The organism is Serratia sp. ASV30, assembly GCF_016428815.1.
GTDB classification, from domain to species: domain Bacteria; phylum Pseudomonadota; class Gammaproteobacteria; order Enterobacterales; family Enterobacteriaceae; genus Chania; species Chania fonticola_C.
This window is the reverse complement of record NZ_JAELTL010000002.1, coordinates 69,516-94,909: the sequence shown is the minus strand read 5'-3', so window position 1 is coordinate 94,909 and position 25,394 is coordinate 69,516. Positions and strand designations below refer to the sequence as shown.

General features: G+C 54.0%; 31 protein-coding genes. 21 read left to right on the top strand and 10 right to left on the bottom strand.

Annotated elements, in window-relative coordinates:
• Positions 1–352 precede the first annotated feature (352 nt).
• Positions 353–1,060 (bottom strand): DUF554 domain-containing protein, encoded by a 708-nt coding sequence (locus JHD74_RS01265; RefSeq protein WP_024483879.1) that lies wholly within the window; start codon positions 1,058–1,060, stop codon positions 353–355.
• A 246-nt stretch (positions 1,061–1,306) separates the two neighbouring features.
• Between JHD74_RS01265 and pagP the strand changes: the two genes are divergently transcribed.
• The 3 genes from pagP (at position 1,307) to JHD74_RS01250 (ending at position 2,830) form a co-directional block, all read left to right on the top strand.
• Positions 1,307–1,897: a lipid IV(A) palmitoyltransferase PagP gene (gene pagP / locus JHD74_RS01260; protein ID WP_024528696.1), complete on the top strand. Its 591-nt coding sequence runs from the start codon at positions 1,307–1,309 to the stop codon at positions 1,895–1,897.
• Between the two features lie 129 nt (positions 1,898–2,026).
• Positions 2,027–2,518: a DUF2501 domain-containing protein gene (locus JHD74_RS01255; protein ID WP_024528695.1), complete on the top strand. Its 492-nt coding sequence runs from the start codon at positions 2,027–2,029 to the stop codon at positions 2,516–2,518.
• A gap of 51 nt (positions 2,519–2,569) precedes the next feature.
• The gene (locus JHD74_RS01250) at positions 2,570–2,830 is read left to right on the top strand and encodes a DUF333 domain-containing protein (protein ID WP_199061344.1); all 261 of its coding nucleotides are present in this window, start codon (positions 2,570–2,572) and stop codon (positions 2,828–2,830) included.
• A 15-nt stretch (positions 2,831–2,845) separates the two neighbouring features.
• Here the strand turns inward: JHD74_RS01250 and JHD74_RS01245 are convergent, their stop codons facing one another.
• The gene (locus JHD74_RS01245; RefSeq protein ID WP_199061343.1) at positions 2,846–3,451 is read right to left on the bottom strand and encodes a hypothetical protein; all 606 of its coding nucleotides are present in this window, start codon (positions 3,449–3,451) and stop codon (positions 2,846–2,848) included.
• A 215-nt stretch (positions 3,452–3,666) separates the two neighbouring features.
• Here JHD74_RS01245 and JHD74_RS01240 point away from each other — a divergent pair, with 215 nt between their 5' ends.
• Entirely contained in the window at positions 3,667–4,449 is a 783-nt protein-coding gene (locus JHD74_RS01240) for a DeoR/GlpR family DNA-binding transcription regulator (protein WP_199061341.1), read from the top strand.
• Positions 4,450–4,451: 2 nt separating this feature from the next.
• Positions 4,452–4,835: a VOC family protein gene (locus JHD74_RS01235; RefSeq protein ID WP_199061387.1), complete on the top strand. Its 384-nt coding sequence runs from the start codon at positions 4,452–4,454 to the stop codon at positions 4,833–4,835.
• On the opposite strand, the gene JHD74_RS01230 is transcribed toward JHD74_RS01235, so the two are convergent.
• Positions 4,836–5,744, bottom strand: coding sequence for a LysR family transcriptional regulator (locus JHD74_RS01230; RefSeq protein WP_199061339.1), 909 nt, complete (start codon positions 5,742–5,744; stop codon positions 4,836–4,838).
• Between the two features lie 125 nt (positions 5,745–5,869).
• Between JHD74_RS01230 and JHD74_RS01225 the strand changes: the two genes are divergently transcribed.
• The 3 genes from JHD74_RS01225 to JHD74_RS01215 all read left to right on the top strand — a co-directional run bounded on the left by JHD74_RS01225 (position 5,870) and on the right by JHD74_RS01215 (position 7,892).
• Positions 5,870–6,757: a pirin family protein gene (locus JHD74_RS01225; protein ID WP_024483887.1), complete on the top strand. Its 888-nt coding sequence runs from the start codon at positions 5,870–5,872 to the stop codon at positions 6,755–6,757.
• 75 nt (positions 6,758–6,832) lie between these two features.
• Complete coding sequence (gene ycaC / locus JHD74_RS01220) at positions 6,833–7,459, top strand: isochorismate family cysteine hydrolase YcaC (RefSeq protein WP_065683886.1); 627 nt, start codon at positions 6,833–6,835, stop codon at positions 7,457–7,459.
• A gap of 178 nt (positions 7,460–7,637) precedes the next feature.
• Entirely contained in the window at positions 7,638–7,892 is a 255-nt protein-coding gene (locus JHD74_RS01215; RefSeq protein WP_024528687.1) for a hypothetical protein, read from the top strand.
• A 54-nt stretch (positions 7,893–7,946) separates the two neighbouring features.
• Here the strand turns inward: JHD74_RS01215 and JHD74_RS01210 are convergent, their stop codons facing one another.
• Entirely contained in the window at positions 7,947–8,675 is a 729-nt protein-coding gene (locus tag JHD74_RS01210) for a DUF2076 domain-containing protein (RefSeq protein WP_199061337.1), read from the bottom strand.
• Positions 8,676–8,859: 184 nt separating this feature from the next.
• The gene (locus tag JHD74_RS01205) at positions 8,860–9,645 is read right to left on the bottom strand and encodes a helix-turn-helix transcriptional regulator (RefSeq protein WP_024528685.1); all 786 of its coding nucleotides are present in this window, start codon (positions 9,643–9,645) and stop codon (positions 8,860–8,862) included.
• Between the two features lie 119 nt (positions 9,646–9,764).
• Here JHD74_RS01205 and JHD74_RS01200 point away from each other — a divergent pair, with 119 nt between their 5' ends.
• The gene (locus JHD74_RS01200) at positions 9,765–10,535 is read left to right on the top strand and encodes a class I SAM-dependent methyltransferase (protein ID WP_074030742.1); all 771 of its coding nucleotides are present in this window, start codon (positions 9,765–9,767) and stop codon (positions 10,533–10,535) included.
• 42 nt (positions 10,536–10,577) lie between these two features.
• Here the strand turns inward: JHD74_RS01200 and aqpZ are convergent, their stop codons facing one another.
• Complete coding sequence (gene aqpZ, locus JHD74_RS01195) at positions 10,578–11,273, bottom strand: aquaporin Z (protein WP_024528683.1); 696 nt, start codon at positions 11,271–11,273, stop codon at positions 10,578–10,580.
• 424 nt (positions 11,274–11,697) lie between these two features.
• Between aqpZ and JHD74_RS01190 the strand changes: the two genes are divergently transcribed.
• The 3 genes from JHD74_RS01190 (at position 11,698) to JHD74_RS01180 (ending at position 14,468) form a co-directional block, all read left to right on the top strand.
• Positions 11,698–13,059: an esterase-like activity of phytase family protein gene (locus JHD74_RS01190; RefSeq protein WP_074030743.1), complete on the top strand. Its 1,362-nt coding sequence runs from the start codon at positions 11,698–11,700 to the stop codon at positions 13,057–13,059.
• 335 nt (positions 13,060–13,394) lie between these two features.
• Positions 13,395–13,676 carry a DUF1471 domain-containing protein gene (locus JHD74_RS01185; protein WP_074030744.1) on the top strand — a complete coding sequence of 94 codons (282 nt, stop codon included), beginning with the start codon at positions 13,395–13,397 and terminating at the stop codon, positions 13,674–13,676.
• Positions 13,677–13,910: 234 nt separating this feature from the next.
• Positions 13,911–14,468 (top strand): class I SAM-dependent methyltransferase, encoded by a 558-nt coding sequence (locus tag JHD74_RS01180; RefSeq protein ID WP_024528680.1) that lies wholly within the window; start codon positions 13,911–13,913, stop codon positions 14,466–14,468.
• Here JHD74_RS01180 and JHD74_RS01175 read toward each other — a convergent pair whose 3' ends face one another.
• Positions 14,469–14,930, bottom strand: a complete 462-nt coding sequence (locus JHD74_RS01175) for a GNAT family N-acetyltransferase (protein WP_199061336.1) — start codon at positions 14,928–14,930, stop codon at positions 14,469–14,471.
• Between the two features lie 219 nt (positions 14,931–15,149).
• On the opposite strand from JHD74_RS01175, the gene JHD74_RS01170 reads away from it, so the two are divergent.
• Complete coding sequence (locus tag JHD74_RS01170) at positions 15,150–15,668, top strand: GNAT family N-acetyltransferase (protein ID WP_199061335.1); 519 nt, start codon at positions 15,150–15,152, stop codon at positions 15,666–15,668.
• A 119-nt stretch (positions 15,669–15,787) separates the two neighbouring features.
• The gene (gene aroL / locus JHD74_RS01165; RefSeq protein WP_024528677.1) at positions 15,788–16,312 is read left to right on the top strand and encodes a shikimate kinase AroL; all 525 of its coding nucleotides are present in this window, start codon (positions 15,788–15,790) and stop codon (positions 16,310–16,312) included.
• Positions 16,313–16,419: 107 nt separating this feature from the next.
• Here the strand turns inward: aroL and JHD74_RS01160 are convergent, their stop codons facing one another.
• Positions 16,420–17,139 carry a helix-turn-helix transcriptional regulator gene (locus tag JHD74_RS01160; RefSeq protein WP_370505587.1) on the bottom strand — a complete coding sequence of 240 codons (720 nt, stop codon included), beginning with the start codon at positions 17,137–17,139 and terminating at the stop codon, positions 16,420–16,422.
• A gap of 101 nt (positions 17,140–17,240) precedes the next feature.
• Between JHD74_RS01160 and JHD74_RS01155 the strand changes: the two genes are divergently transcribed.
• The 6 genes from JHD74_RS01155 to ppnP all read left to right on the top strand — a co-directional run bounded on the left by JHD74_RS01155 (position 17,241) and on the right by ppnP (position 22,310).
• On the top strand, positions 17,241–17,630 hold the full coding sequence (locus JHD74_RS01155) for a nuclear transport factor 2 family protein (protein ID WP_199061334.1): 390 nt from the start codon (positions 17,241–17,243) through the stop codon (positions 17,628–17,630).
• A 58-nt stretch (positions 17,631–17,688) separates the two neighbouring features.
• Positions 17,689–17,883 (top strand): YaiA family protein, encoded by a 195-nt coding sequence (locus tag JHD74_RS01150; RefSeq protein ID WP_199061333.1) that lies wholly within the window; start codon positions 17,689–17,691, stop codon positions 17,881–17,883.
• Between the two features lie 406 nt (positions 17,884–18,289).
• Positions 18,290–19,063, top strand: a complete 774-nt coding sequence (locus JHD74_RS01145; RefSeq protein ID WP_024528674.1) for an IclR family transcriptional regulator — start codon at positions 18,290–18,292, stop codon at positions 19,061–19,063.
• Positions 19,064–19,276: 213 nt separating this feature from the next.
• Positions 19,277–20,845 (top strand): OPT/YSL family transporter, encoded by a 1,569-nt coding sequence (locus JHD74_RS01140; RefSeq protein WP_021805522.1) that lies wholly within the window; start codon positions 19,277–19,279, stop codon positions 20,843–20,845.
• Between the two features lie 60 nt (positions 20,846–20,905).
• Positions 20,906–21,835 carry a DUF1177 domain-containing protein gene (locus tag JHD74_RS01135; RefSeq protein ID WP_024528673.1) on the top strand — a complete coding sequence of 310 codons (930 nt, stop codon included), beginning with the start codon at positions 20,906–20,908 and terminating at the stop codon, positions 21,833–21,835.
• Between the two features lie 184 nt (positions 21,836–22,019).
• Positions 22,020–22,310: a pyrimidine/purine nucleoside phosphorylase gene (gene ppnP, locus JHD74_RS01130; protein WP_021180225.1), complete on the top strand. Its 291-nt coding sequence runs from the start codon at positions 22,020–22,022 to the stop codon at positions 22,308–22,310.
• Positions 22,311–22,386: 76 nt separating this feature from the next.
• Here ppnP and rdgC read toward each other — a convergent pair whose 3' ends face one another.
• Positions 22,387–23,298, bottom strand: coding sequence for a recombination-associated protein RdgC (rdgC, locus tag JHD74_RS01125; protein ID WP_024528672.1), 912 nt, complete (start codon positions 23,296–23,298; stop codon positions 22,387–22,389).
• Positions 23,299–23,538: 240 nt separating this feature from the next.
• Here rdgC and mak point away from each other — a divergent pair, with 240 nt between their 5' ends.
• Positions 23,539–24,447 (top strand): fructokinase, encoded by a 909-nt coding sequence (gene mak / locus JHD74_RS01120; protein ID WP_199061332.1) that lies wholly within the window; start codon positions 23,539–23,541, stop codon positions 24,445–24,447.
• A gap of 47 nt (positions 24,448–24,494) precedes the next feature.
• Here mak and licT read toward each other — a convergent pair whose 3' ends face one another.
• The gene (gene licT, locus JHD74_RS01115) at positions 24,495–25,352 is read right to left on the bottom strand and encodes a BglG family transcription antiterminator LicT (protein WP_024528670.1); all 858 of its coding nucleotides are present in this window, start codon (positions 25,350–25,352) and stop codon (positions 24,495–24,497) included.
• Positions 25,353–25,394: the final 42 nt, after the last annotated feature.

Here is a 25,394-nt window from a genome sequence, read left to right as displayed (position 1 = left end):
AACCGTGCGCAGCAGGGAACGGCTGGCGATGTCGCGCGGTTAATCGTTGAAAATGCGAGTCGCTTGTAGGGCGTCAGCATTAACAGTTGGTGAAAGTGGCGGCTTGTTCAAGTTGCACGGGTTTGGGGAAGGATTGCCTATCGTATCAAGGAGTTTACGACCCAAAAGGGGTAGCAACAGCGATTTTCGCAGGGGGCGGTACTTTTCTTGCATTGATGGCCGCAGGAAATTGCGGCAAGGGCAGAAAGGAAACGCCAGACGGGTACTTTCCGCCATCTTCATTGCTCTCCTGGCTGAGCGTCAATTTTTCGCTACGCCAGGAGGAGGATAATTTAAACTGGGAAAGTGGCGCTCAGAAGAACATGATCCAGGCCGCCGAAATCGGCATCGCCAACACCAATGCTGGCAGCATATTGGCTACCGGGAACAGCTTTATACCGCAGATGCGCAAGCCGGTGGCCAACATCATTAACCCGCCAACGGCAGAGAAATCGGCCTGCATTGCCGGCGTGGTCAGCGGCAAGATGAACACGGCACCAAACGCCAGCGCTAGCTGGATGACCAACTGCGGGACGGCGATCAACGCCACGGCCAGGCCAAGCGTGGAAGCAAAAATCAGCGCGGTGAACAGATCGAGGAACGATTTGGCGATCAGCACGCTGGCATCCCCGGTCATCCCTTCGTGCATTGAGCCAAAGATACCGGTGCCGCTGGCACAAAACAGCACGATAATGGCGACATATGCCTCCAGAAACTCTTTCTGGTCCTCTCTGACAGCGCCTTTGGGGGCCATCAGATTACGGGCCCAGCCTCCGATGCGGCTGATGCCCCGTTCGATGTAGCAAAGCTCGCCAAGCAGTGCTCCCAGTACCAGTGCCAATACCATCACCGGCATATGTGCGACCTTGCCGATCAGCACTACGCCCATTCCCATCGAGGTAATACCAAAGGTCATTGGCAATGCCAGGCGCACCCGCTCCGGCAGCCTATGACCCAACATTGCCCCTGCAATACCACCGGCCAATATTGCTGCACCATTAATAAATGGACCAATAACCATACCTATCCCTCGGCAAATAAAACCTAAGGTTCCTCCATAAGTCGTTGAGGTGCAAGCAGGATAACCGGAGTTTTCTGACAGACAACGCGTGTACAGGCGCATAACTTGGGCGCGTACGCCAATGGGCACCAAACTTAACTGTCTCTCAACGAGGGGCGATAAAAGGATTGGGCCCGTGATAAACGGCTTGCTCAGGATAGGGCGATCGGTAAGAATCCCCGCTTTTATTTTTACAGGAGTTGCGAAATGATGGTGAAAAGGATCTTGTTAGCCGGGGGGTTGGCGTTGATATTTCCTGCACTGCCTTCATACGCCGAGGTTAGTGCGGAAAATAGCAATGTCGCGCACGCTGAAGATCCAGGCTGGTGGGGGCGTTTTACCGGCAACGTGGCGGAAACATGGAACAACTCGCCCAATAAGGAGCTCTATCTCCCGGCGATCACCTGGCATAACCGCTGGACCTACGACAAGGAAAAGACCGACGATTACAACGAGCGCCCTTGGGGAGCGGGCTATGGCATCTCGCGGTTTGATGCAGATGGTGATTGGCACGCGATCTACTTTATGGCGTTCAAGGACTCCTTCAACAAATGGGAGCCGATCGGCGGTTATGCCTACGAGAAGATCTGGCGGCCGATTGAAGGGGAAGATTTCCGTCTGGGGCTGGGATTTACCGCCAGCGTGACCGCTCGTGACAACTGGAAATATATCCCGATCCCCGCGCCGCTGCCATTGGCGTCGATCGGCTATAAGCAACTGACCTTCCAGGCTACCTATATTCCGGGTACTTACAATAACGGTAACGTGTTCTTCGCCTGGCTGCGTTGGCAGTTCTGATGGCTTGCCGAAATTCTGAAAAATGTGTTACGGCCCGAATAAAAGGAACTTGTCGGCTGGCACGGCGTCCGAGCTAGGCGTCGGATTAATTACGCCGTCATTTTGAAGTTAAACAGGAGCCTTACCGTTATGAATACCAAACATCGCTTATTGTTGGCCCTGAGCTTGACCACGGTAATGGCTGTGGGCAGCGCCCAGGCCGCCGGGTTGATGGACTCCCTCAGCAGTGCTGCCACAGAACTGAGCAAATCGGGTGGCAGCACCAGCAACGGTGGCATGTCGCTGTCTTCGCTTAGCGGATTACTCAACGGCGGTGATAAAGCGTTGAGCTCCTCCAGCATGACCAACGCCGCAGGGATCTTGCAATACTGCGTGCAGAATAACGTCCTGTCGGCGAACGGCACCGAAGCGGTGAAAGACCAACTGCTGAATAAACTGGGCATCACCAGCACGGCCAATGCCAACAGTGAAGATTATCAGCAAGGACTGGGTGGCCTGCTGAATACCGGCAAGGGCAACACGCTGGATCTGAATAGCCTTGGCACCTCGCAAATTACCGAGAAGGTGAAGCAGAAAGCCTGCGATCTGGTGCTGAAACAGGGCATGTCCTTTATTTCCTGATCCCTTTGGGGGAGCGATGCTCCCGTTCAATTCACGGTGAAGATAATCTCAATGACCAAGATCCTGATGCTTTCTCTTTTCGCTAGTGTGGCTTTGTTACAGGGGGGTACGGCGAAAACCAATGATGATGCGCCTGTGCCGCCGAAGGTAATTGGCATGGCGAATCCGGCAGATGTGTATTGCGGCCAGATTGGCGGCAAGCTTAACCCCAAGCAGAATGCTCAGGGGCAGTATTCCACCTGCACCTTGCCTGATGGGCAAGAGATTGAAAGTTGGGAGCTGTTCCGCCGCGACCATCCGGCGAAAAAATAACCCGGTAGGACGGTGCTAGAACTCTCTATCACTTATCGGATGATATTGGCCTGGCCCCTCCTCTGAAAAGGTCAATGGCAGCCTGCCATCGGGCCGATCTGCCACCGAGAGGGCCGTACGGAAGCTACAACCGCTGTGGATGTTTTTCACCTTCATCACATAGCGGCCGTTGGGCTCCAGCTTGATATTGAAACTGCTGGCGGCGGGGAGGAACACCTCGGCCAGCAGTTGCTTGGTGGCGTTCTCCAGTTTGACCAATACGGCAAATTTATTGGGCTGATTATCCAGCGCCAACGTCTGCAATTTGCTGCCTGCTTGCCAATCTGGCTCATGCAGATAACCTGCCGAAGCGGGCCATGGGCTGCCCTGATTATCTGGCAACGGCCCAACGCAGTGTTGGCGTGCTTCCCGTAACGGGGCTTCTCGTTGGATCACGTAATTCTGTGGCTCGGCAAGGGTAAAACTCTCCTCCTGTACTCCTTCACTCAAGTGGCGCTTAGCCAGCAAAACCCCGGCAGCAAGCAGCATAAAGAAGATCAACAGGGTCAGCCGATTGCGGAAGAACGGTGCCAATAGCCTGCCCGGTAGTTGAAACAGCCAGCTTGCAACTCTCAATAGCATTGTTTTTCCTTTATGGCCGCCTGTCTTTCCAGCCGCAACTTGCCTTTCAATGGGTGTTTAATCAGAGCGTTACGTCCGCGTTAACGTAACTTTTTCCAGTATAGCCAACATCCTGACGGCGAAAATCGCCAAAAGCGCTTTTTATAGAAAACCATTGTACGTTTGTGTTCGTTTGTATACATTTGTGTTCATTGTGACTTCGCTGGACCTTCAGAATGTCAAAACTGCTGCCCAATGAGCGCCACCAGGCCATCCTTGCCACCTTGCAACAGCAGGGGCGAGTGCTGGCGATCGAAATGGCGGCGCAACTGCATACCACAGAGGCCACCATCCGCCGCGATCTGCGCCAACTGGCGGCGCAAAACCTGTGCAAACGGATCTATGGTGGGGCGTTGGCGCTCACGCCTGCCGGTGGCTACATGGCCGAGCGGGTCGAGATAAGTGGCGATGAAAAACAGCGGCTGGCTCAGGCAGCCTTGCCCCTGATCCAGACCGGGCAGGTGATCTTTCTTGATGCGGGCAGCACCTACCTTTATCTGGCCGATCTGCTGCCCCGCGATCGGCAACTCACCGTGGTGACCAATGCGCTAAGCGTGGCCTGCCGCCTGCTGGAACGCCCCGGGATCCGTACTATTTTGATAGGCGGTGAGGTAGATGCAGAAATCGGCGGCAGCGTCGATGCCAAGGCATTGGCCGAGATTGCCTCGTTTCGTTTCGATATCGCCTTTACCGGCGTCTGTGCTTACGATCCCGACAGTGGCTTTACCGCGCTGCGCTATCAGGAGGCGCAGTTCAAGAAGCAGATGCTGGCACGCGCTGGCAACGTCGCGGTGCTGTGTACCCGTGACAAGTTCAATACCTACGCGCCTTATACGCTACTGCCCGCCAGCCAGGTCGATTATCTGGTGATTGCCCGTGGCGGCCATGCGCAACTCGAACAGCAGGTCACTCTCAGCGGTGGCAGCGTGCTGTATATTCCCGCAGATGATGGAGAATGATGATGAAAATCGCCCATGTTGCCCTATGGACACAGGATATTGAGGCTCAGGTCGGCTTCTGGTTGCGCTATTTCAATGGCGTAGTGGGGGAGGAGTATGTGAGCAAGAATCGCCCAGGCTTTATCTCACGTTTTGTTCAATTGGCGGATGGCCCCGCGTTGGAGATCATGTGCGTCCCTGGCCTGTTGGCGGGGGGGAAAGGTGAGGAACGCGTGGGTTGGGCCCATATTGCGCTGTCGCTTGGCAGCGAGGCGTTGGTGGACGAACTTGCACAGCGGGCCAAGCAAGAGGGGATTTTGCAGGCGGCACCGCGCTGGACCGGTGATGGCTTTTATGAGGCCATCATTCGCGATCCAGACGGCAACGCGATCGAAATCACCGCCTGATCACGCTTCCTCCAGGGCGGCGAACTGCTGAGCCAGAAAATCGATCAGTAGTCGTATCGCTGGCAGCATGCCACGGCGTGAGGGATAGACAATATGGATCACGCCGCCCTGAGGTTGCCAGCCGGGCAACAGTTGCACCAGATCGCCCCGCAGGATCTCGTCGTGCATCATCATGGTCGGCAGTTGAACGATACCGGCCCCGGCAATTGCCGCGGTACGCAGCATCAGCATGTCGTCGGTGACCAGTCTGGGTTGATGCTCCCACTGGAACGTCTGCCCCTCCGGGCCGCTGAGTTGCCATTGATGCTGTGTTCTGGCCGGGCCGAGATCGAGCGTTGGGTAGTTCTGCAACCCTGCGGGTGAATCGATAGCGCCGATGGTGCGTACCAATGCCGGGCTGGCTGCGATGCACCAGCTGCGCTGAGCCAGGATTTTCAATACCAGGTCGCTGTCTTCTAACGGCGGTGGCCTGACACGAACCGCCAGATCCAACCCTTCACCCACCACATCGACCCGGCGGTTGGTCGCCTCCAGATGCACCGTCACTCGTGGATAATCCGCCATAAACCTGGCCACCATGCTACCGATACGCGTATGCAACATCGCCACCGGGCAAGACATGCGTACCGTGCCGCAAGGCTCCGCCCGGGTCTGTTCGATCGCCTGCTGTGCCGCTTCGGCCTCAACCAGCATCGCCTTGCAGTGCACATAATAGCTTTGCCCTAAATCGGTCACCGAGAAACGCCGGGTTGAACGCTGGATCAGGCGTACGCCGAGCCGTTCTTCCAACTGCGCCACGCGGCGGCTGAGCTTCGATTTGGGAATGCCCAACGCACGCCCTGCCGGGGCAAATCCCTGATGGTCTACCACGCTGGCGAAGAAATACAGATCGTTCAGGTCTGTCTGCATCGGTTCCCCTATCGTTCTATTTATAGAACACTGAGTGTATATCTTGCCGACTACTGCGGCAAATCGCCTTGGACTAAACTTCTGTCATCAACGTTAGGCCGCGAGGCCTGCAACAGGAGTTTAAGATGAAAAAGATCCTTGGTGTTTATAACAGCCCGGAAGCTCACTGGGTCGGCAACGGTTTTCTGGTGAACTCCCTGTTCTCATATAACGAACTGGGGGCAGAGATGAGCCCGTTCCTGCTGCTGGATCACGCTGCGCCAACCAAATTCCGCTCGCACAGTGGCCGACGTGGCGTGGGGCAGCATCCCCATCGCGGGTTTGAAACGGTCACCATCGTCTATCAGGGCGAAGTAGAGCATCGCGATTCCACCGGCAGCGGAGGGGTGATCGGCCCTGGCGATGTGCAGTGGATGACGGCAGCGTCGGGCATCTTGCACGAAGAGTTTCATTCCAAAGACTTTTCGCAGAAAGGGGGCACCATAGAAATGGTGCAACTTTGGGTCAACCTGCCAGCCAAAGACAAAATGGCAGCGCCGGGTTACCAGACTTTGCTGAACCAGGATATTCCTGTCGTGCCTCTGGCAGATAACGCCGGGCAGGTCAGGGTGATTGCCGGCAACTACGGCGGTCATGCTGGTCCAGCGCGTACCTTCAGCCCGATCAACGTGTGGGATATGAAGCTGAACGCCGGGCATACCACCACCTTGCAGGTGGAGGAAGGGCATACGCTGGCCGTGGTCATGCTGCATGGGGCGATTCTGGTCAACGGCGAGCAGATTGTGCGGGAAACGCAAATGGTGCTGCTGGATCGCGCTGGCGACTCAATCACCCTTGAGGCAAATGGTGACGTCAGCTTGCTGGTGCTGAGTGGTGAACCTATCGATGAGCCCATCGTCGGTTACGGCCCCTTCGTGATGAACAGCGAGGCGGAGATCCAACAGGCTTTCCGTGATTTCAACAGCGGTCAGTTTGGCGCGATGCCGCTGACTACCGCAGGCAGCAATCAATAACCTCTGTGTCCCGGTACGGAAACTGTTCTCCGTATCGGGCACCTACTTAACTTACTCTTAGGAAGGAGTTGTAACATGACAGCAAATTACAAGCGTCTCGATAAAGACCAGGCCGCCGTGCTGCTGGTAGATCATCAAGCTGGGCTGCTATCACTGGTACGCGATATCGATCCCGATCGTTTCAAGAACAACGTATTGGCTCTGGGTGACCTGGCGAAATACTTCAATCTGCCGACAATCCTGACCACCAGTTTTGAAACTGGCCCCAATGGTCCTTTGGTGCCCGAGTTAAAGGCCCAGTTCCCAGATGCGCCTTATATTGCACGCCCTGGTCAGATTAACGCCTGGGACAATGAAGACTTCGTTAAGGCGGTTAAAGCCACTGGTCGCAAACAGCTGATCATCGCTGGCGTGGTGACGGAGGTCTGCGTGGCGTTCCCGGCATTGTCGGCACTGGCTGAAGGTTTTGAGGTCTTTGTGGTGACTGATGCCTCCGGTACCTTTAACGAGTTGACGCGGCAATCCGCATGGAGCCGCATGGAAGCCGAAGGGGCGCAGTTAATGACCTGGTTCGGCGTGGCTTGCGAATTGCACCGTGATTGGCGTAATGATATCGAAGGCTTGGGGACGCTGTTTGCCAACCATATTCCAGATTATCGCAACCTGATGACCAGCTACAGTGCGCTGACCTCAGGCAAGTGATCGGTGGGGTGCAGTTGCCACGCTGCACCCTGTTCCAATAAAACTTTTCCCCAATCCCATCCCCTCTCTTTGCTCAACGGGCAACGTATTGAGATTTACGCTTCTTTACTGAGAAACCGATTGAAAATTCAGCGGTATTTCCACATATAATGGAGTGTTAATTTCACAAGGAGCGCGTATGGGAATCAGTGAAGAAGAAGCACTCCGTCGGTTGAGTCTAGAAAAAAATGCCGTCGGCAATTCGGCGAAATGGGTGGCGATTGTTTCAGCCGCTTACTTTGCTCTGATGGTGCTTTATGGTCATCCCACCGGCGTATTGGCCATGTCCGGCGCCATTTTTGTCGTTTCAACCACCATCTGGCTCAAGAAACGCCAGAAAGTCAAAGCCTACCGACAGGTTCTGGCCAAGATCGGTACAGATGAAACGCCCTAGTGTCATTTGATGGGGGGAGAAAACCCTCCCCGCATGGAGAGGGCAGGTCAGTCGTCAGATAAACGAGTCGTCGTCGCTGTAGTCATCAGAGGAGAAGTCATCGTTCTGATAATCCGCCTGCTGTAACCCATTATCCTGGTTGATAAAACGATCGTCGCCGTTATTGAAGGTGTCAAGATTGTTTGACGCGGAAAAACTCCCCATAGTGCCGTCATCAACGGGGGGGTTATTGATGATGTTGACGATCTCTTCCGGTTGCGAATGCCGGAACATCCCGGTCAACATATCGGCTAACACGACCCCTCCGGCAACCCCTGCCGCCGTTTGCAAGGCTCCACCAAGAAAACCACCGGCCCGGGAAGGGGTGGCCTGCAGAGGTTGCGCATAGTTTGGCTGTTGCGGCGTATATCCTGCTTGCGGTTGACCGTTCCAAGCGGCGTTATTCTGCTGCTGTGCCTGATATTGTTCCTGTGGGCTTGGTGCATTGCGGTTGCCAGCGCCAAACAGCCCGGCAAGAAATCCCCCGCTGCTCTGCTGGCTATTGGCCGTTTTCTGTAGCTGTGCAACCTGGTTTTCCAGCTGTTTTACCTGCTGGTCAAGCCGTTTCAGCGCGGCTTCCTGAATGATCATGGCCTGCGCCATATAGTAAGGTGCCGAGGGTTGCTCGCGGATATGCTGGTTGATCTGCTGTTCTGCCTGAATATCCCTTTGGCCGGTTTGGGTCTGGGCCTCTTTCAGGCGGCTGAACAGACCATCGATAAGTTGTTGTTCTTCGGATCGCATAGGATGACCTCAATAGCAGTACAGGATGCTAGTGATTACCCTAGCGCGTTTACCCGGCGCGATAAATAAATGGCAGGTAAACCTATCTGCGATTGATGGCAAAGTTGAATGGCTAGACGGGCACCGCATGCAGCACTCTCTTCGTAGCGATCCGGTTGATGTTTTGTCAGCAACTGCAATACCGCTAGCGCAACGGCATTAGCATGACCAATTTCAACCCGCTGTGCTCCGCCGGGTAGAACGTTACTTGCTGAAAATGCAGCTCCCCCTGCTGTGGGTGGCTGAAGGTACGTTCGCCGCCTTCACGAGCCATTACGTCCTGCTGTTTCCACCAATGATGAAAAGCGTCGCTGTTGTGGGTCATATTGCGCACAAAGGCACGTATCTCTTCCGTTCCCTGATGATGGCTGGTTTCTGCACGAAACTCGGCCACCACTCGTCGAGCCCGATTTTCCCAGTCACTGACCAGCACTTTCGCCTGAGGGTGAAAAAACATGAAGTGTAGCAGGTTGGGGGTTTTTGCCTGCTTAAGCCAATCGCAGAACAGCTCCTCCGCCTGTGGGTTCCAGGCCACCATATTCCAGGTGAGATCGAGCAGATAACAGGGCACGGTCATTTGATGCACGCTTTGCAGTACGGCGGCATTAATCGTTTCCTGCGGCTGTTCTTTTTCAGGATCGGCGATATGCGCCAGGGTGAACAGGTAATGACGTTCGGCATGGCCCAACCGTAACGCCGTGGCGATGCGTGCCAGCGTATAAGGGGAAATCGACACCTCGCGTCCCTGTTCTATCCAGGTATACCAGGTGGCGCTGATGCCACTGATTTGTGCCAGCTCTTCACGGCGTAAACCACTGGTGCGGCGACGTGTGGCGGTGGGCAGGCCCAGCATTTCTGGAGTGACCCGCTCGCGGTGCGCACGTAAAAAGGCACCAAGGGCTTTCTGGCTGGAAATTGCGTCTGATTCCATTAGGGTGGTACCTGTTTATACTAGGATAACGGCTCATATTGTACCCGTATAGCTGCTTGATTATAGTCATTACCAGCCATCTCGGCACCGGCGTAAGCCAGATAATAATGGGAGCAGCTATGAGCATCAGCAACAGCCATAAAAATGCGGTCGACCGCCAGTTTGGCGAACAGGCCAATGCCTACCTGACCAGTGCGGTACATGCGCAAGGGAAAGACCTGCAACGCCTGGCCAAGCTGTTGGCAGGGAGTACCGATGCCCGCTTGCTCGATCTGGGGTGTGGGGCAGGGCATGCCAGCTTTACCGCTGCGGCCCATGTGGCGCAGGTGGTGGCGTACGATCTGTCGGCGCAGATGCTGACGGTGGTCGGCAACGCGGCACAGGAAAAGGGATTGGCGAATATTCAGGTGCAGCAGGGCGTGGCGGAGTACTTACCCTTTGATGACGCCAGCTTTGACGTGGTGATCAGCCGCTACTCGGCACACCATTGGCACGATGTGGGTCGGGCATTGCGTGAAGTTAAACGGGTATTGAAACCCGGCGGGCGAGCCATCTTTATGGATGTGGTTTCCCCTGGGCATCCGTTATTGGATATCTATCTGCAAACGGTCGAAGTGCTACGGGATACTTCGCACGTGCGCAACTATGCACCGGGTGAGTGGCTGAGCATGTTTACTGAATCTGGGTTGCTGGTGCGGGAAGTCACGGCCGATCGTCTTGATTTGGAGTTCAGCAGTTGGGTGGCCCGGATGCGTACGCCTGAGCATTTTGTCACGGCGATCCGTGCGTTACAGCAGGGGGTAGCAGAAGATGTTCGCCAACACTTTGCCATTCAGGCCGATGGCTCATTTACCAGTGACATCATGATGTTTGAAGCGGTGAAAGGTTAATATTTCAGGGCAGCCGTTGCGGGCTGCCCTGAAAATCCATACTTACTTCTTGTCTTCCAACAGGCAACGGTAGATCAAGCCACCGATAACACCGCCGATCAGCGGTACCAGCCAGAATACCCACAGCTGTTGCAACGCCCAGGTCCCCTGGAAGATTGCCACGGCGGTACTACGTGCCGGGTTAACTGAGGTATTGGTAACGGGAATACTGATCAGGTGGATCAGCGTCAACGCCAGGCCGATGGCCAAAGGCGCGAAGCCTGCCGGTGCGCGTTTATCGGTCACACCATGGATAACGATCAGGAAGAACGCAGTCAGTACTAATTCAATAACGATGGCGGCCTGCAAAGAATAGCCACCCGGTGAATGCTCACCGTAGCCGTTAGAAGCAAAACCGCTGGTAGTTGCATCAAAGCCGGTTTTACCGCTGGCAACTAAATAAAGTACCGCGGCGGCGGCAATACCACCAATCACCTGGGCAACCACATAGGGAATAACATCTTTGGCAGGGAAACGGCCGCCTGCAAATAATCCCATTGTGACCGCTGGGTTAAAGTGCCCACCAGAAATATGGCCGACAGCGTAGGCCATGGTGACCACGGTAAGGCCGAATGCTAAAGCAACACCAGCAAAACCAATACCTAATTGAGGAAAGGCTGCGGCCAGCACTGCGCTACCACAACCACCGAACACCAACCAAAAAGTACCGAAAAATTCGGCAAAAAGTCGCTTTGACATAGACTCCATCCTGCTGGGGGAACAAACTAACGGGCGTTAGCACTAAAACTATAGAGCACCTTTTTAATATTGTAGTGGTCTAAAACATAAATTTTCGTGCACACCTTCGATTACGGCCGGTATTAAAGCCCTATCTTTTTATTTTGTCTATGTGAAAGCGAATATTTTAAGAAATTATCTTATTTTTTGCTGTTTTTTTATCTTGTGGATGGGTAATTTCCTATTTTATATAGGATTAATTCTGTGTTTTATTTTTATCGTGGGTAAATTCTTATTTTTCAATTGGTTTTTATCACTCAATAATGAAGGGCTGATTGTTTATTTCTATTTGTTATCGGTTTTTTTAGACTTGATCGTCATAAAAGTGTCATTGTTGGTGGTTAGGCTCTCAGGCTGTTACTTTCCCTTACAAAGAGTTAATGCTATGAGAATCAAACCGCTTGGCGTGTTGTTGGCCTCTGTCTTACCGCTGTTGTCCTATGCTGCCGATATTGGCGTTGCTCGTTACAACGTCAGCTTTCCTGACGGCGATCGGGTGGGTTATTCCGGCGCTTTTGCCAGCCAGTTTCCCAATGGGCTACCGGTAGGGATTGGTTCCGGGCTGGTATTTAATGGCCGGGAAGGGGGGGATCTACTGCTGACCACCGTGACCGATCGTGGCCCGAACGCTGATGCGCCAGCAGTCGGCAAACAGGAGGCCAAGATTTTTGCCAACCCGGCTTTTGTTCCCTTATTGATGGAAATCCGTATTGGTGGCGGTAAGGCCATTGCCACCCAAGCCCGTCCTTTGCACGATGATAACGGCCCTATTAGCGGCTTGCCGTTGCCTGGCAACCTGATTGGCTCAACCAATGAAGTGGCATTGACGGATACGCTCAAGCCGCTGGCGAGTGACAAACGCGGGTTGGATACTGAGGGGATCACGCCAGATGGTAAAGGAGGCTATTGGCTATGTGACGAATATGGCCCCTTCCTGATCCATATCGATGGCCAAGGTAAAATTCTGGCGAAATATGGCCCAACACCATTAGCGGGGGAGCAGGCGGTTGCCAGCGGCCTGCCGAACATCATTAAATGGCGTCAACCGAACCGGGGTTTTGAAGGCGTAACCCGGTTACCGGATGGGCGGATACTGGCCGCGGTGCAGAGCACGCTGGATATCGATGGCAAGAGCAAAAACCAGGCGCAGTTTACCCGTTTGGTCAGCTTTGATCCTGCCAGTGGCAAAACGGCCATGTACGGTTATCCGATCGATATCGCCCGTTACCATAAAGCTAAAGATGCCAAGGTTGGCGATATCGTGGCGGTCGATAATCAACACATTTTGCTGATCGAACAGGGCAGTGACAAAGACAAGCAGATGATGAACAAGATCTATCTGGTTGATCTCAGCCAGGCCAGCGATCTGACGTCGTTCGATGGCCAGGGCAAGGCGTTGGAATTTGCTGATACCAGCGAACTGGCCAAGCGTGGGGTGAAGCTGGCCCAGAAACGTGAAGTGGTCGATCTGCGTAAACTGGGTTGGCAGCAGGAGAAGGTGGAGGGATTGGCGTTGATCGACAACCGCACACTGGCGGTGATTAACGACAACGATTTTGGTTTGCAGGCCAAGCTGGTTAACGCCGAGCCTGAAGGGAAAAAGATTGGCGACTATCAGCGGGATCAGCAAGGCAAGCTGAGTTTGGCAGGTAAACCGGTAAACACGACGGTTGAATTACGGCCATTGGCACAGCCAGAGTCCTTGAGCGAACTGTGGGTGTTAACCCTGCCAGAGCCATTGCGCTGAACGGACGCAGTAAGTTGATAGAGGAATGTCTGCCGGATAATTGGGCCAGGTTTGGCCCAATTATCCGTTGAGCGGGGGCTGGGCGAAGGAAAATTTCTTTAAAATAAACCGGGTTATCTCAGTTGACTAAATATAATTATTAATTTTTTCAAATAGAGCGTAAAATTTGCGCTATAAATAAAGTTATGCGCTACCAGGAAATACCCATTCTTACTTTCTCCTTATTTTGCTCACAATGATTGAGCTTCTTTACATTGGATGACGTCTGTTTTCAATGGTTAACTCATAATTAACCTCACTGAGAACGAGTTCAAATGAAAATAACGGAGTCAATCATGAAACTATTACCATGCATCGCAGCAGCACTGATCGCCACCGCTTCATTCTCCACCATGGCCGCAACCATGGGCGCCAAACAGGTTGATAGCGCTCAAGCCAGCAGCATGCAGAGCATCGGCACGGTGTCGGTTTCCGGTATCAGCGGCTCACCGGATGACGCTATCCATGCGCTGAAACAAAAAGCGACTGCAGACGGCGGATCGCACTATCGAATCATTGGCCTGGATAATCCAGGGGATTCCAGCGACTGGCGCGGTACCGCGGAAGTTTATCGCTAATTAATCAACGATAAATAGCTGAGTGGCCAATGAGGTTGGCCAATATAATAGACGGCTGCGGATAATAATCTGTCCAATATTTTGTTGGTTGATTATTATCGCAGCCTTTTTGGCTTTTATTTTATGATGCCTGGTTGCATTTGATTACAACTATCAGGACCGTTTTCGGAATGGGGTTAATGAAACCTTAAGAAATTCAGTCCACATTGGGGAACTCATACGATGGAGGCCTCAATGTTAAATGCGACGCGGCTGCAACTAAAGCATCACTTTTCCTACCTTCACCAGTTTATGGCCTCCCCCCGAACCGTGGGCACATTGGCACCTTCCTCTCAATGGCTCTGCCAGGCGATGCTGCAACAAATCGAGTGGACGCAAGCCTTGACGGTGGCCGAGCTAGGGGCGGCGGATGGTGTGCTGACCAAACGGATCCTGGGCCGCCTGCGGGCCGATGCTCAACTGGATGCCTATGAAATTCAAACCAGCTTCGTCCATAAGCTGCAACAGATTGATGATAGCCGCCTGCGGGTGATGGCCTATTCGGCGGAAAGGCTGGAGCGCGATTACGACGTTATTTTTTCCTGCTTGCCGCTGCTGTCGATCCCGCTCAGGATAAGAGTGCGTATCTTGCAGCAGGCGCAGCAGCGTTTACGAGCCAATAACGGCACGTTAGTGCTGTTCCAATACAGTCATCTCTCGGAAAAGCTGCTCTCGCGCTATTTTCACTGGCAGCGGCGGTTAGAGGTGCGTAACTTCCCCCCTGCGCTGGTGTATGTGTGTACCCCGCGCTGATCACAGCCGCTTTTCCATCACCACCACTTCGTCGTCATATTGCTGGCGGCGTTCAATAGTTTGCCAGCCCCAACCGGCGTACAACGCCTCGCTGTGATCGGTGATCAGATGCAGAACGGGATGGCTGCGTTGTTGTGCCGCGCTGACGATCGCCTGCTCCAGGCGCAGGGCAATACCCTGCCGACGATGATCCGGGTGTACAAAGACGCCGGCCAGCCAGGGGGAGAGATCCCTACGATGATGATCGTCACTCGGCCACAGGCTGGCCATCCCCAGCGGGCGCTCGCCATCAATCATCAGCAGCGTCAGGAAATCCTCGCTGGGTTTGCTGCACAAAGCAAAGCGTTGGCGGGTTCGTTCCAGCGTACCGCCGCGTTGTGAGCCCCATTGGCCAAATGCCCAAGCGGCGCAGACATCGGCAAAGTGTGGGTAGTCTGTCAGCGTAACGATCTGTTGAGCCATTTTTATCCCCCGGTGTTGTGATACCAATTTAGCCTGCAAGGCCGCAGCGTGGCGACTGCTTTTGGTTTTTTATCTGCTGAGGTTGTTCAGGGCGTATCTTCGGTGTTGATTGAATATTTAAATGAGAGTAATTATCATATAGCACTTTATGGCGCTATTGGTGATTTCTGCCTGCGGCAAAATCTGTTTAAATAGCCGGCCGCTGACCAGGAGCCAGTGATGAGTCTGAACCTACGCTTAGCGCAACGGCAGGATATTCCGCAGTTGATCGCGGTTGAACGTTCCGCCGCACAGCTGTTTCGCCAACAGCCAGAGTTACGGTTTATTGCCGAAGGCGGGGTGATGACCCCGCAGCAGCACGTAGATTTTATTGCTCAGCAGCGGGAGTGGGTGATGGCTAGCCCAACTGAGCAGATCGCCGGTTTTATCGCGGTGCAGCCCTTTGCGCACAGCTGGCATATCGCCGAGCTTTCGGTTGCGGCCGATTGGCAGCGGCAAGGCGTGGGCAAGCGCCTGATTGAAGAGATTAGCGGGCTGGCCTTGCGCCAAGGCATCCAACGTTTAACGCTAACGACTTTCGTGCAAGTGGCATGGAATGCACCTTATTACCAGCGCCTTGGCTTTCGCACCATTCCTGTTGCACGGTTGGATGCGTATCTACAGCATCTTCTGGCGCAGGAGGTAGAGCATGGGTTTACTGCCAATAGCCGCTGTGCTATGGAATTTACACTATCGTAAAGATTGAAATACAGATTCAGGGCGGTATGATGCAGTTACAACGCCAACGCTCGATCGACCTGCGGGCAGGTTCGCAGGCAATCTAATGCATTCAGTCACCGCAAAAGGGACAACCCGTAATGACACAAGCCATTTTTATGGTAGGAGCTCGTGGAGCAGGTAAAACCACGGTCGGCAGTGCATTGGCGCAGGCGCTGGGCTATCGGTTTATCGATACCGATCTGTTTATGCAGCAGACCACGCAAATGAGCGTAGCGGAAATGGTCGCACAGGTGGGTTGGCAGGGATTTCGCCAGCGCGAAACCCAGACCTTGCAAGCGGTAACCCAGCCGTCAACCATAGTTGCCACCGGCGGCGGGGCGATCCTGGCCGAAGAGAACCGGCGTTTTATGCGTCAGCATGGCACGGTGCTCTATCTACGTGCCCCAGCCAGCGTATTGGCGCAACGGCTGGCAGAGTTTCCGGAAGAGGGGCAGCGCCCAACGCTCACTGGCCGTCCCATTGCCGAAGAAATGCTGGAAGTATTGGCGGTACGTGAGGCTCTCTATCAGGAGGCTGCGCACCATGTTATGGATGGCACCGCTAATCCCCAGCAGGTAGTCGAGCAAATCTTGGCGGTCTTGCAAGGCGAGGCAGTAAAGTAATTTCCCAGGCCACATCTTGTGCCACGATATCACTGACCAATCCCAACCCACTCGCTATGTGCTGTAGGGGCGCCGCATGCTGCGCCCGCTTAGCCGCAGCCGATTAACTAAGTAAAATAAAGCCCTGGCGTTATGCCAAATCGCTGGCGGAAGGCGGCAATATAGGCGCTGACGTTCTCATAGCCACATTCGTTGGCTACGTTAGCAACGGGCATACCGGCCGATAGCGCCTCTAACGAACGGATCACCCTGGCTTGTTGACGCCAGCGGGAAAAACTCATGCCGGTTTCCTGCATAAAGCGTCGGCTAAGGGTGCGGGGGCTTAAGCCCGCCCATGCAGCCCATTCACCTTGCTGGCGATCATTGGCGGGATCGTTCAATAAGCCATAGGCAATTCTCAGCAACCGGGCATCTTGTGGCAGCGGTAGTTGCAGCGGTTCGGCCTCCTCGCTTCGCATCTCATCGAGCAGAACCTCCACCAAACGTTGTTGCGCCATGTCGAGCGGCGCAGAAAACTGTGCAATGCGTTCAACCAGCGCCGAGCTTAAGGCGTTGGCGGCGGTCAGGCGTGGCGTTGCCGCTAGTGTGTTGCAGCAGGTCTCGGGTAAATAAAGGATCCAGCCGATCACCTTGCCGCAGGCCAGTGCCTGATGAGGGCAGTGGGGCGGAAGCCAGCCAAGATTACCGGCAGTCATTGCCCACTGCTGCCCCGCGGTTTCTAACATCATCATGCCGTGGGTCAACAGATAGACCTGCCCCTGTTGATGCTGATGCCAAGGCGTCAGGTGTTTTTTAGCGTGCAACAAACGTTCGCTGTGCAGTTTCATCAGGTTGGCCGATTAGCGTTATTGAATATCTTGATACGGCTATTATGCCATTGCTGATTGCCTTTATGCTCTTTGGACGCTATCACACCGGAGAGAACAGCATGATTCACCAAACTCTTGTCCTTACGGCTTTACAGCAAATTGTAGCTAATCCTGAACACCAACCCGAGCTGATCGCCAAGCTGTTCAGCCGCCACTATCACCAGACGGTGGATGGTCATACGCTAGATTACCCGCAGTTTATCCAGCATATGGCCTTGCTTAAACAGATCACCTGCAGCATGCAGCTTCAGATCCTCGCCATCGCCGCCGCCGGGGAAAATGTCTTCACCCATCATTGGGTGAATGTTGAGAAACGTGATGGCAGCCAGAGCCAGATCAGGGTGCTGGCTCATTTCATCGTGCGTGATGGCCAGATCCAATCCTGTGTTGAGTTGACACAGTTGCTGGCCGGTGAACACCAGGACCGGGATTTGGGGTCGCGCCGATAACTGGCATTTCAGGGGGGTTGTCTATACTTAACAACAGGTCATCACATTGGAGAGCACTATGCCGAGTAAACCTCCCTACCCGAGAACGGCGCGTATCAAGGCCGTAGATAAGGGCGAAGTGGGCAATCAGGTTCGTTGGTATGAGCTACGGGCCGATCACCCGAAACCCGATACGCTGATCAGCGAGCACGAAACCGAGCGGGAAGCGTTAGACGCCAAGCGGCGTTACGAGGATGAAAGCCTGGGTGAATAGCCTGTGGTGTAACAACAAGTGGCCGGTATAAACCGGCTTCATTTTTTCAACTGCGTTGTGCTATCCCCGATCGGTTTTTCCCCGCATTTGGTTCCATCTCCATCATTCTGTCCGAGACTTCTCTCGCCATTTATATCTTGCGCCATCTTTTAATAGCGGTATCAACCGCGCTGACGACTTAGCGAATATAGGTAGCTTATGCTGATATTGACGCTGAAAGACGGACATATGCCAATTATCTCGGAAAATGACTTTGCTATCTGTGCAGTATTCTCAATGTTAAAGCATCATTCGCTGTAATTTCGCTGTGTGATAAAAATAAACTGCTTGACGATAAGTGGAATGGGTTTTAGGTTTCTAAATATTGATTGGGAACTAGGTTCCATATAGTGGAACAAGGCGAGCCATGACTACCTTGGAAAATGCTGCTGCGGTATTAAAACTATTTTCTCAACGGCAGATAACGCATGGCCAAGGGGGGATTTCTTTTACTGATGTCGTCGAAAGGTTGAGGCTGCCAAAAAGTACCGTATCGCGCCTGCTACAAACGATGGAAAGCCAGGGGCTGTTAGAGCGGGATCCGCAAAGCCGTCAGTACCATATTGGCTATCTGCTGCTTGGGGTGGCCAGCCATTATCTTTCCACTCCGTTGGTGGAAAGTGCCACGGCGGCGATGATGCAGCTTAATCAGTTAACCTTCTGTACCGGCTATATATCGGTGTTGGAGGGGCGGGAAAATTGGGTGATGCGTACGCTGCCTGGCCGCCATTTTTTGCAGGTGGTGACACCGGTGGGGGCCAGTTCGCCAGCGGCAGAAACTTCTGTAGGGCGCGCGATACTTGCGCGAGAGAGTGATGAGCAGGTGCGTGAGCGCTTTGCTGCGGGCTACCAGGTTGCTTCGGCAAACTCTCCAAAAACGCTGGAGGCGTTGCTGCAAAAGTTGGCAACCATCAGGCAGCAGGGCTGGTCATTGGCCCGTAACGAAACGCTGCCTGGTATCAGTTCATTGGCAACCTCGGTGATGAATAAACACCGCAGTGAGACGGTGGGGTTATGTCTCTCATTCCCCTCACAGACCGAGGACCAGCCTTATCCTCCTCAGGTGCTTGAGGCATTAATGACGGTTTCCCGGCAACTGGCGGAAAAACTTGGTGATGATTATTGGCAACAGATCAAATAGCTCACCGTAAACTGGCTTTATTAGCGCGCCAATACCAGGGCATTTCGCTGATGAGTTAATAGCAGAGACAGTCTTTCTGCCATTAATGCGGCCAAGGTAGGCACTAAATAATCTATTTCACTGTATAGAGTTTCGAATAATGGAACTCTATCGGCAATCTATGTCGGAAATATTATTTTTGCCATTTAGCAGGGATATTCATAGGGTGGATTTATGAAACCAGATATAACGAGTAATCCATTGAAAGATATCGGTACGCTACTGGTGATGGTGCTGCTATCCGTCGTCGGGGCGATAATTGGCGTACAGTTGATCACCACCTTGGGTGTGACGCCTAATACTTCGATTATCGGTGCGCTGATCGCCATGCTGCTGGCCCGGATCCCGCTGCGCATGTTCCAACGCTATCGTTCTATACACACTCAGAATCTGGCCCAAACGGTAATATCCTCAGCCACCTTCGGGGCGGCCAATAGCCTGCTGATGCCGATTGCCGTGCCTTATGTCATGGGGCAACCGCAATTGATCCTGCCGATGTTTTGCGGCGTAGCGGCGGCGATGCTGCTGGATGCTTACCTGCTGTACCGGATGTTTGACACTAAAGTGTTCCCGGCGGCGAATGCCTGGCCTCCGGGAGTCGCGGCGGCGGAGGCTATCAAGGCTGGTGACCGTGGTGGTAAACAGGCCTGGTTGCTGGTTGTCGGCGTTGTTGTGGGGATTGCAGGCTCGATGTTGAAGATCCCCATGGCGGCCTTCGGTACTGCATTTATTGGCAATATCTGGGCGCTGAGCATGTTCGGTGTTGGCCTGCTGCTGCGTGCTTATGGCCAGCCGCTGACCGGTGTCGACATCAATGCGCACTATATTCCGCATGGCGTGATGGTCGGTGCCGGGCTGGTGGCATTGATCCAGGTGGTGCAGGTGATCCGCAACAAAAATCAAAGTTCGACATCGACCTATACCCAACCTGACAGCGAAGTACGCAAAGCCTTGGGTCTGGGGGCTGTCGGATATGTCGTGATTGCCGGGATGCTGGCTTTGGGGGGCGGGCTATACAGCGAAATGTCGCTGACCATGCTGGTGCTGTTTGTCATCTATGCCGCGTTTGCTGCCTTTGTACATGAATTGATCGTCGGCATTGCGGCGATGCATTCCGGCTGGTTTCCGGCATTTGCAGTGGCGCTGATCACGCTGATCGTTGGGATCATGCTTGGTTTCCCTCCTCTGGCGCTGTGCATTCTCACCGGCTTTACCGCAGCGACCGGGCCGGCGTTTGCCGATATGGGCTTTGATCTGAAAGCCGGTTTTATCCTGCGGGGTTACGGTAAGGATTTACAGCAGGAACTGCTGGGGCGGCGTATTCAGCTGATTGCCGCCATGATTGCTTTTGTGATCGCCATTCCCGTGGTTTATCTCTCTTACACCAGCTATTTCCTGCAGGAGTTGATCCCACCGGTGGCCCGGGTATACGCCAAAACCATTGAGGCAGGAGCCCAGCCCGGTATTGCGTCCAGCCTGCTGATTTGGGCCATACCAGGCGCGATAGTGCAGTTTATTGGGGGGCCTAAACGCCAGCTCGGCGTGCTACTTGCGACAGGTTTGCTGATTAATAACGCCTTGGCAGGATGGGCGGTGCTTGCCGGTATCGCGCTGCGCATTCTGATCATCAAACGCTGGGGGGATAAAGGCCGCGCGCCGATGGAGATCATGGCTGCCGGGTTTATTGCCGGTGACGCGCTATACAACTTCTTCAACTCGATCTTTTCCAGCAAGGGAAAATAACGCCGTGCCTGCAATTGCGGGAGGCATAAACCTATCAGGCAACATTTGCGAGGGATTAACATGAGTTTGCAACAAACGCTGCAGGTCTTTGAGCTGATTGATAATGCCTATGTCAAAGGGCAGGACGTGGTCGATCTGTTTGCCCACTACCCGTCGGTCAAGGCCAGCACTCATCGTGTCAGCGGTGAGAAGGGCACCACGGATTTTGTCCGCATCGAGATCCCTGGCAGTGAAGGCAAGCAATCCGGTGGTGATGCGCCAACGTTGGGAATTATTGGCCGGTTGGGCGGCATTGGAGCTCGCCCCACGCGCATAGGATTGGTGTCAGACGGTGACGGGGCGATTGCGGCGATCGCCAGTGCGCTAAAGCTGGCAGAAATGCAGCGCAAAGGTGACGTTCTGCCTGGTGATGTGGTGATCACTACGCATATTTGCCCGAACGCACCCACTCGCCCACACGATCCGGTCGATTTTATGGATTCACCCATCGATGACGTCACGATGAATGATAACGAAGTGGTGCCGCAAGCCGATGCCATTTTGTCGATCGATACCACCAAGGGCAATCGCATTATCAACCACAAGGGCTATGCGCTGTCACCGACGGTGAAACAGGGCTACATCCTGCGGGTGTCGGAAGACCTTTTGCGTATCATGGAAATGACCAGTGGCCGCCCGGCAGTGACCTTCCCGATCACCATGCAGGACATTACGCCCTATGGTAATGGTGTTCATCATCTCAACAGTATCCTGCAACCTTCAACCGCTACGGCAGCGCCAGTGGTCGGTGTGGCAATCTGTACTGAGTCGGTGGTGCCGGGCTGTGGCACCGGTGCCAGCCATGAAGTGGATATCGCGCTGGCGGTGAAATTTGCCGTGGAAGTGGCCAAAGAGTTTGGGCGCGGTACCTGCAGCTTCTACGATCCTGCTGAATATGACCGTCTGCTGGCGCTTTATGGCAGCCTGAGCCATTTTCAACAGCGGAAATAACCGTGATGCCGGTCAGATTGAATGAGCAATAGAACGCCGAACCTTGGTCACCGAACCCATTGTTTGATCCCGCTCATGTTTTGCCGTGCGTAACGATCGCATTTCGCATCAAAAACCAGTGACAGACCCGGTTTCATCCCCCAATATGGAGATCCCTCAAAGATGATTACGCAGGTGCCAGTCTATGCTGAAAGTGAACGAGTATTTTGCCGGGAAAGTGAAGTCTATCGGTTACGATAGTAGCAGCATCGGTCGTACCAGCGTCGGGGTGATGGAAGAGGGTGAGTACACCTTCGGTACCGCACAGCCGGAAGAGATGACGGTGATCACCGGGGCATTGAAAGTGCTGTTACCGGGCGCACCAGATTGGCAGGTGTTTACGCCAGGCGAGAAGTTCTTTGTGCCTGCGCAGAGTGAATTCAACGTTCAGGTTGCCGATGCGACGGCCTACCTGTGTCGTTATCTGAGTAAGTAATCAGTACAGTTTGGCCGGGGATGAAGATTTTCCCCGGCACTCCTCAGAGGGCGCAACTTGTTGCGCCCCTTCTGTTTTAGCGCTGTGCTTCGCCACCCAAGGCTTCGATGGTGTTGCTGATCAAGGCCGCCAGTTCGCTGGTCATCAGGATGAAGTCGGCATCGAAACGCTGGGCAAAATCTTCACGATCGATATCATCGTTCTGATCGCGCAGCGTATCGGCAAACTTCAGGCGCTTGAGTGAGCCGTCGTCGGCCAGCACCAGCTGAATGCGTTCCTGCCAATCTACCGCCAGCTTGGTCACCAGCTTGCCAGCTTCGATATGCACGGCAATCTCATCGCTGATCAGGTTCTGCTTCTTACAGCGGATCACTCCGCCTTCTTCCAGAATGGCTTTCAGTTCGGCCTCATCCTGAATGATAAAACCGGCTGGCAGTTCGCCGGAGCGGACCCATTCGGTCAGCGTCAGCTCGATCGGGCTTTCCATGGTCAAAGGTACCACCGGCAGAGATCCCAGGCTCTTACGCAGCAGCGCCAGCATATCTTCGGCGCGTTTGGCGCTGGCGGCATCGACCATAATCAGACCGTTAACGGTATCGATCCACATATAGGTCTGGTTGAAGCGGCTGAAGGCGCGTGGCAGCAGGCTGTGCAGCACTTCATCTTTCAGGGAGTCTTTCTCGGTTTTTTTCAGCTTGCGGTGCTGCTCGCCTTCCAGTTTTTCGATCTTGGCCTGTAGCTCTTGTTTCAGTACCGGAGAGGGCAGGATCTTCTCTTCTTTACGGGCGCAAATCATGATCTGGCCGTTAACCGCGTGCGTCAGTGCGTCGCTGTGAGAACCCATCGGGGAAACCCAGCCGGTTTTCGCCATGTCCTGGCTGCCACACGGGGTGAAGGCAAAGGCGCTGAGCTGTTTTTCCATTTCATCCGCAGTTAGCGCAACGTCGCGGCTCAAACGGTAAACCATCAAATTCTTAAACCACAGCATAATGTTATCCCAGGCTGGGCGTGCATTTGGCACGCAGATTCATCAAAAGCAGGGCGGCATAATAACGAATTGACGCTGAAAAATCGCCTCATTCCCGCTGATTTGCGTCCGCTGCCGCGTTTCACACAGCCAGATAGGGAAATTGCCATTGGTGTCACATTCGGTGAGCGTGGCGTGAGCCGGGCTATGCGCTACACTGGGCGGCAAGTTTGTTGTCGTGCTGAATTGGGGAGAGAAATTGTGCGTATTGGTATCGATCTGGGTGGCACCAAAATTGAAGTAATTGCGTTAGCCAACGACGGCGCGGAGCTGTTCCGCCATCGTATTGCCACGCCTCGTCACGATTATCAACTGACGCTTGAGGCTATCTGCGGGCTGGTGACGCTGGCGGAGGCAAAAACCGGCCAGAAAGGCTCGGTGGGCGTGGGGATCCCTGGGACGCTGTCACCCTTTACCGGCCTGGTAAAAAATGCCAACTCCACCTGGCTGAATGGTCAACCGCTGGATAAAGATCTTTCCGCTATGTTGCAACGTGAAGTGCGGCTGGCTAACGATGCCAACTGCCTGGCGGTATCAGAAGCCACCGATGGGGCCGCCGCCGGAAAACCAACCGTATTTGCGGTAATTATTGGTACCGGATGTGGGGCTGGGGTAGCGATTAATGGCCAGGTACATGCCGGGGGCAACGGTATTTCCGGCGAGTGGGGCCACAATCCGCTGCCGTGGCTGGATGAAGACGAGCTGCGTTTTCGCGCCGAGGTGCCCTGTTACTGTGGCAAGCAAGGCTGTATAGAAACCTTTATCTCCGGTACCGGTTTCGCTACCGATTATGCGCGGCTGAGTGGTCAGGCGCTGAAAGGTCACGAGATTATGGCGCTGGTGGTACAACAGGATGCGGTGGCAGAGTTGGCTATTCAGCGTTACGAAATGCGGCTGGCAAAGTCACTGGCTCACGTGATCAATCTCTTTGACCCGGATGTGATCGTCCTGGGCGGCGGCATGAGCAACGTGGAGCGGCTGTATCAAACGGTGCCGTCACTGGTGAAACCCTGGGTATTTGGCGGCGAGTGCGAAACGCCAATCCGTAAGGCGATACACGGTGATTCCAGCGGTGTACGCGGTGCTGCCTGGCTCTGGCCACAGGTCTAACAAACCTTCGTAGGGCGCACATGCTGCGCCCGTTGTGAACCCCAGTCTCAGTCCTTCGGCGTGTAATCTTTCTCGCTTTCGCTGCGTACCCGCTCGATATGGATGGTCAGAAACAGCATCTCTTCGCTGGTCAGTTGATGCTGGTAACTCTTCTCGATGTGCTGGTTGATCTTGCCAGCACAGGCGAATGACTCGCGGTATTTCTCCTTCACTACCTGATACAGCGAATCGTCCTCGCTGTTGACGTAATTCTTGCCTAGCAGGCGCTGGGCAAAGAATTTCAGGTGGGTGACAAAACGATGGTAGCTGAGGGTTTCCTCGTTGTAGTCAAAACGGAAATGATATTTGACGATATTGAGGATCTCCTGCATCACGCGGGTGATATGCAGGGTGTTGTGCATTTCATCATTGAGCTGCGCGTTGACCAGGTGCAGGGCGATAAACCCAGCTTCGTCTTCCGGCAACGTAGTTTCCAGGCGCTGGGCGATGATGGTTAACGCCTCAAGCCCGATGGCAAACTCGTTTGGATAGAGTTTCTTGATCTCCCACAGCAGCGCGTTCTTGATATCCAGCCCTTGCGCGTGGCGTTGCAGCGCAAAATGGATATGGTCGGTCAGCGTGATGTAGACAATGTTATGCAGTTTCCCCGGCAGCCGCTCGCGGGCGAGGGTGATGATCTTGTCTGCGGTGGTCACACATGCCAGCGGGATCTCCGCCAGCAGTTCTTTGTAGCGTTCGCTCATTTCGCCACTGTTGAGGGTGAACACCTTTTCAATCAGGCTGTCATCCACACTTTCCCCGGCTTTCTTTTGAAAGCCAATGCCACGCCCCATAACCACCGTTTCTTCCTGATGGTCATTCAGCGTAATCACTACGTTATTATTGAGTATTTTAGCGATTTTCATGGCTATTCCCGGCCCGCTGAAAACGAAAAAACCCGACGTCCA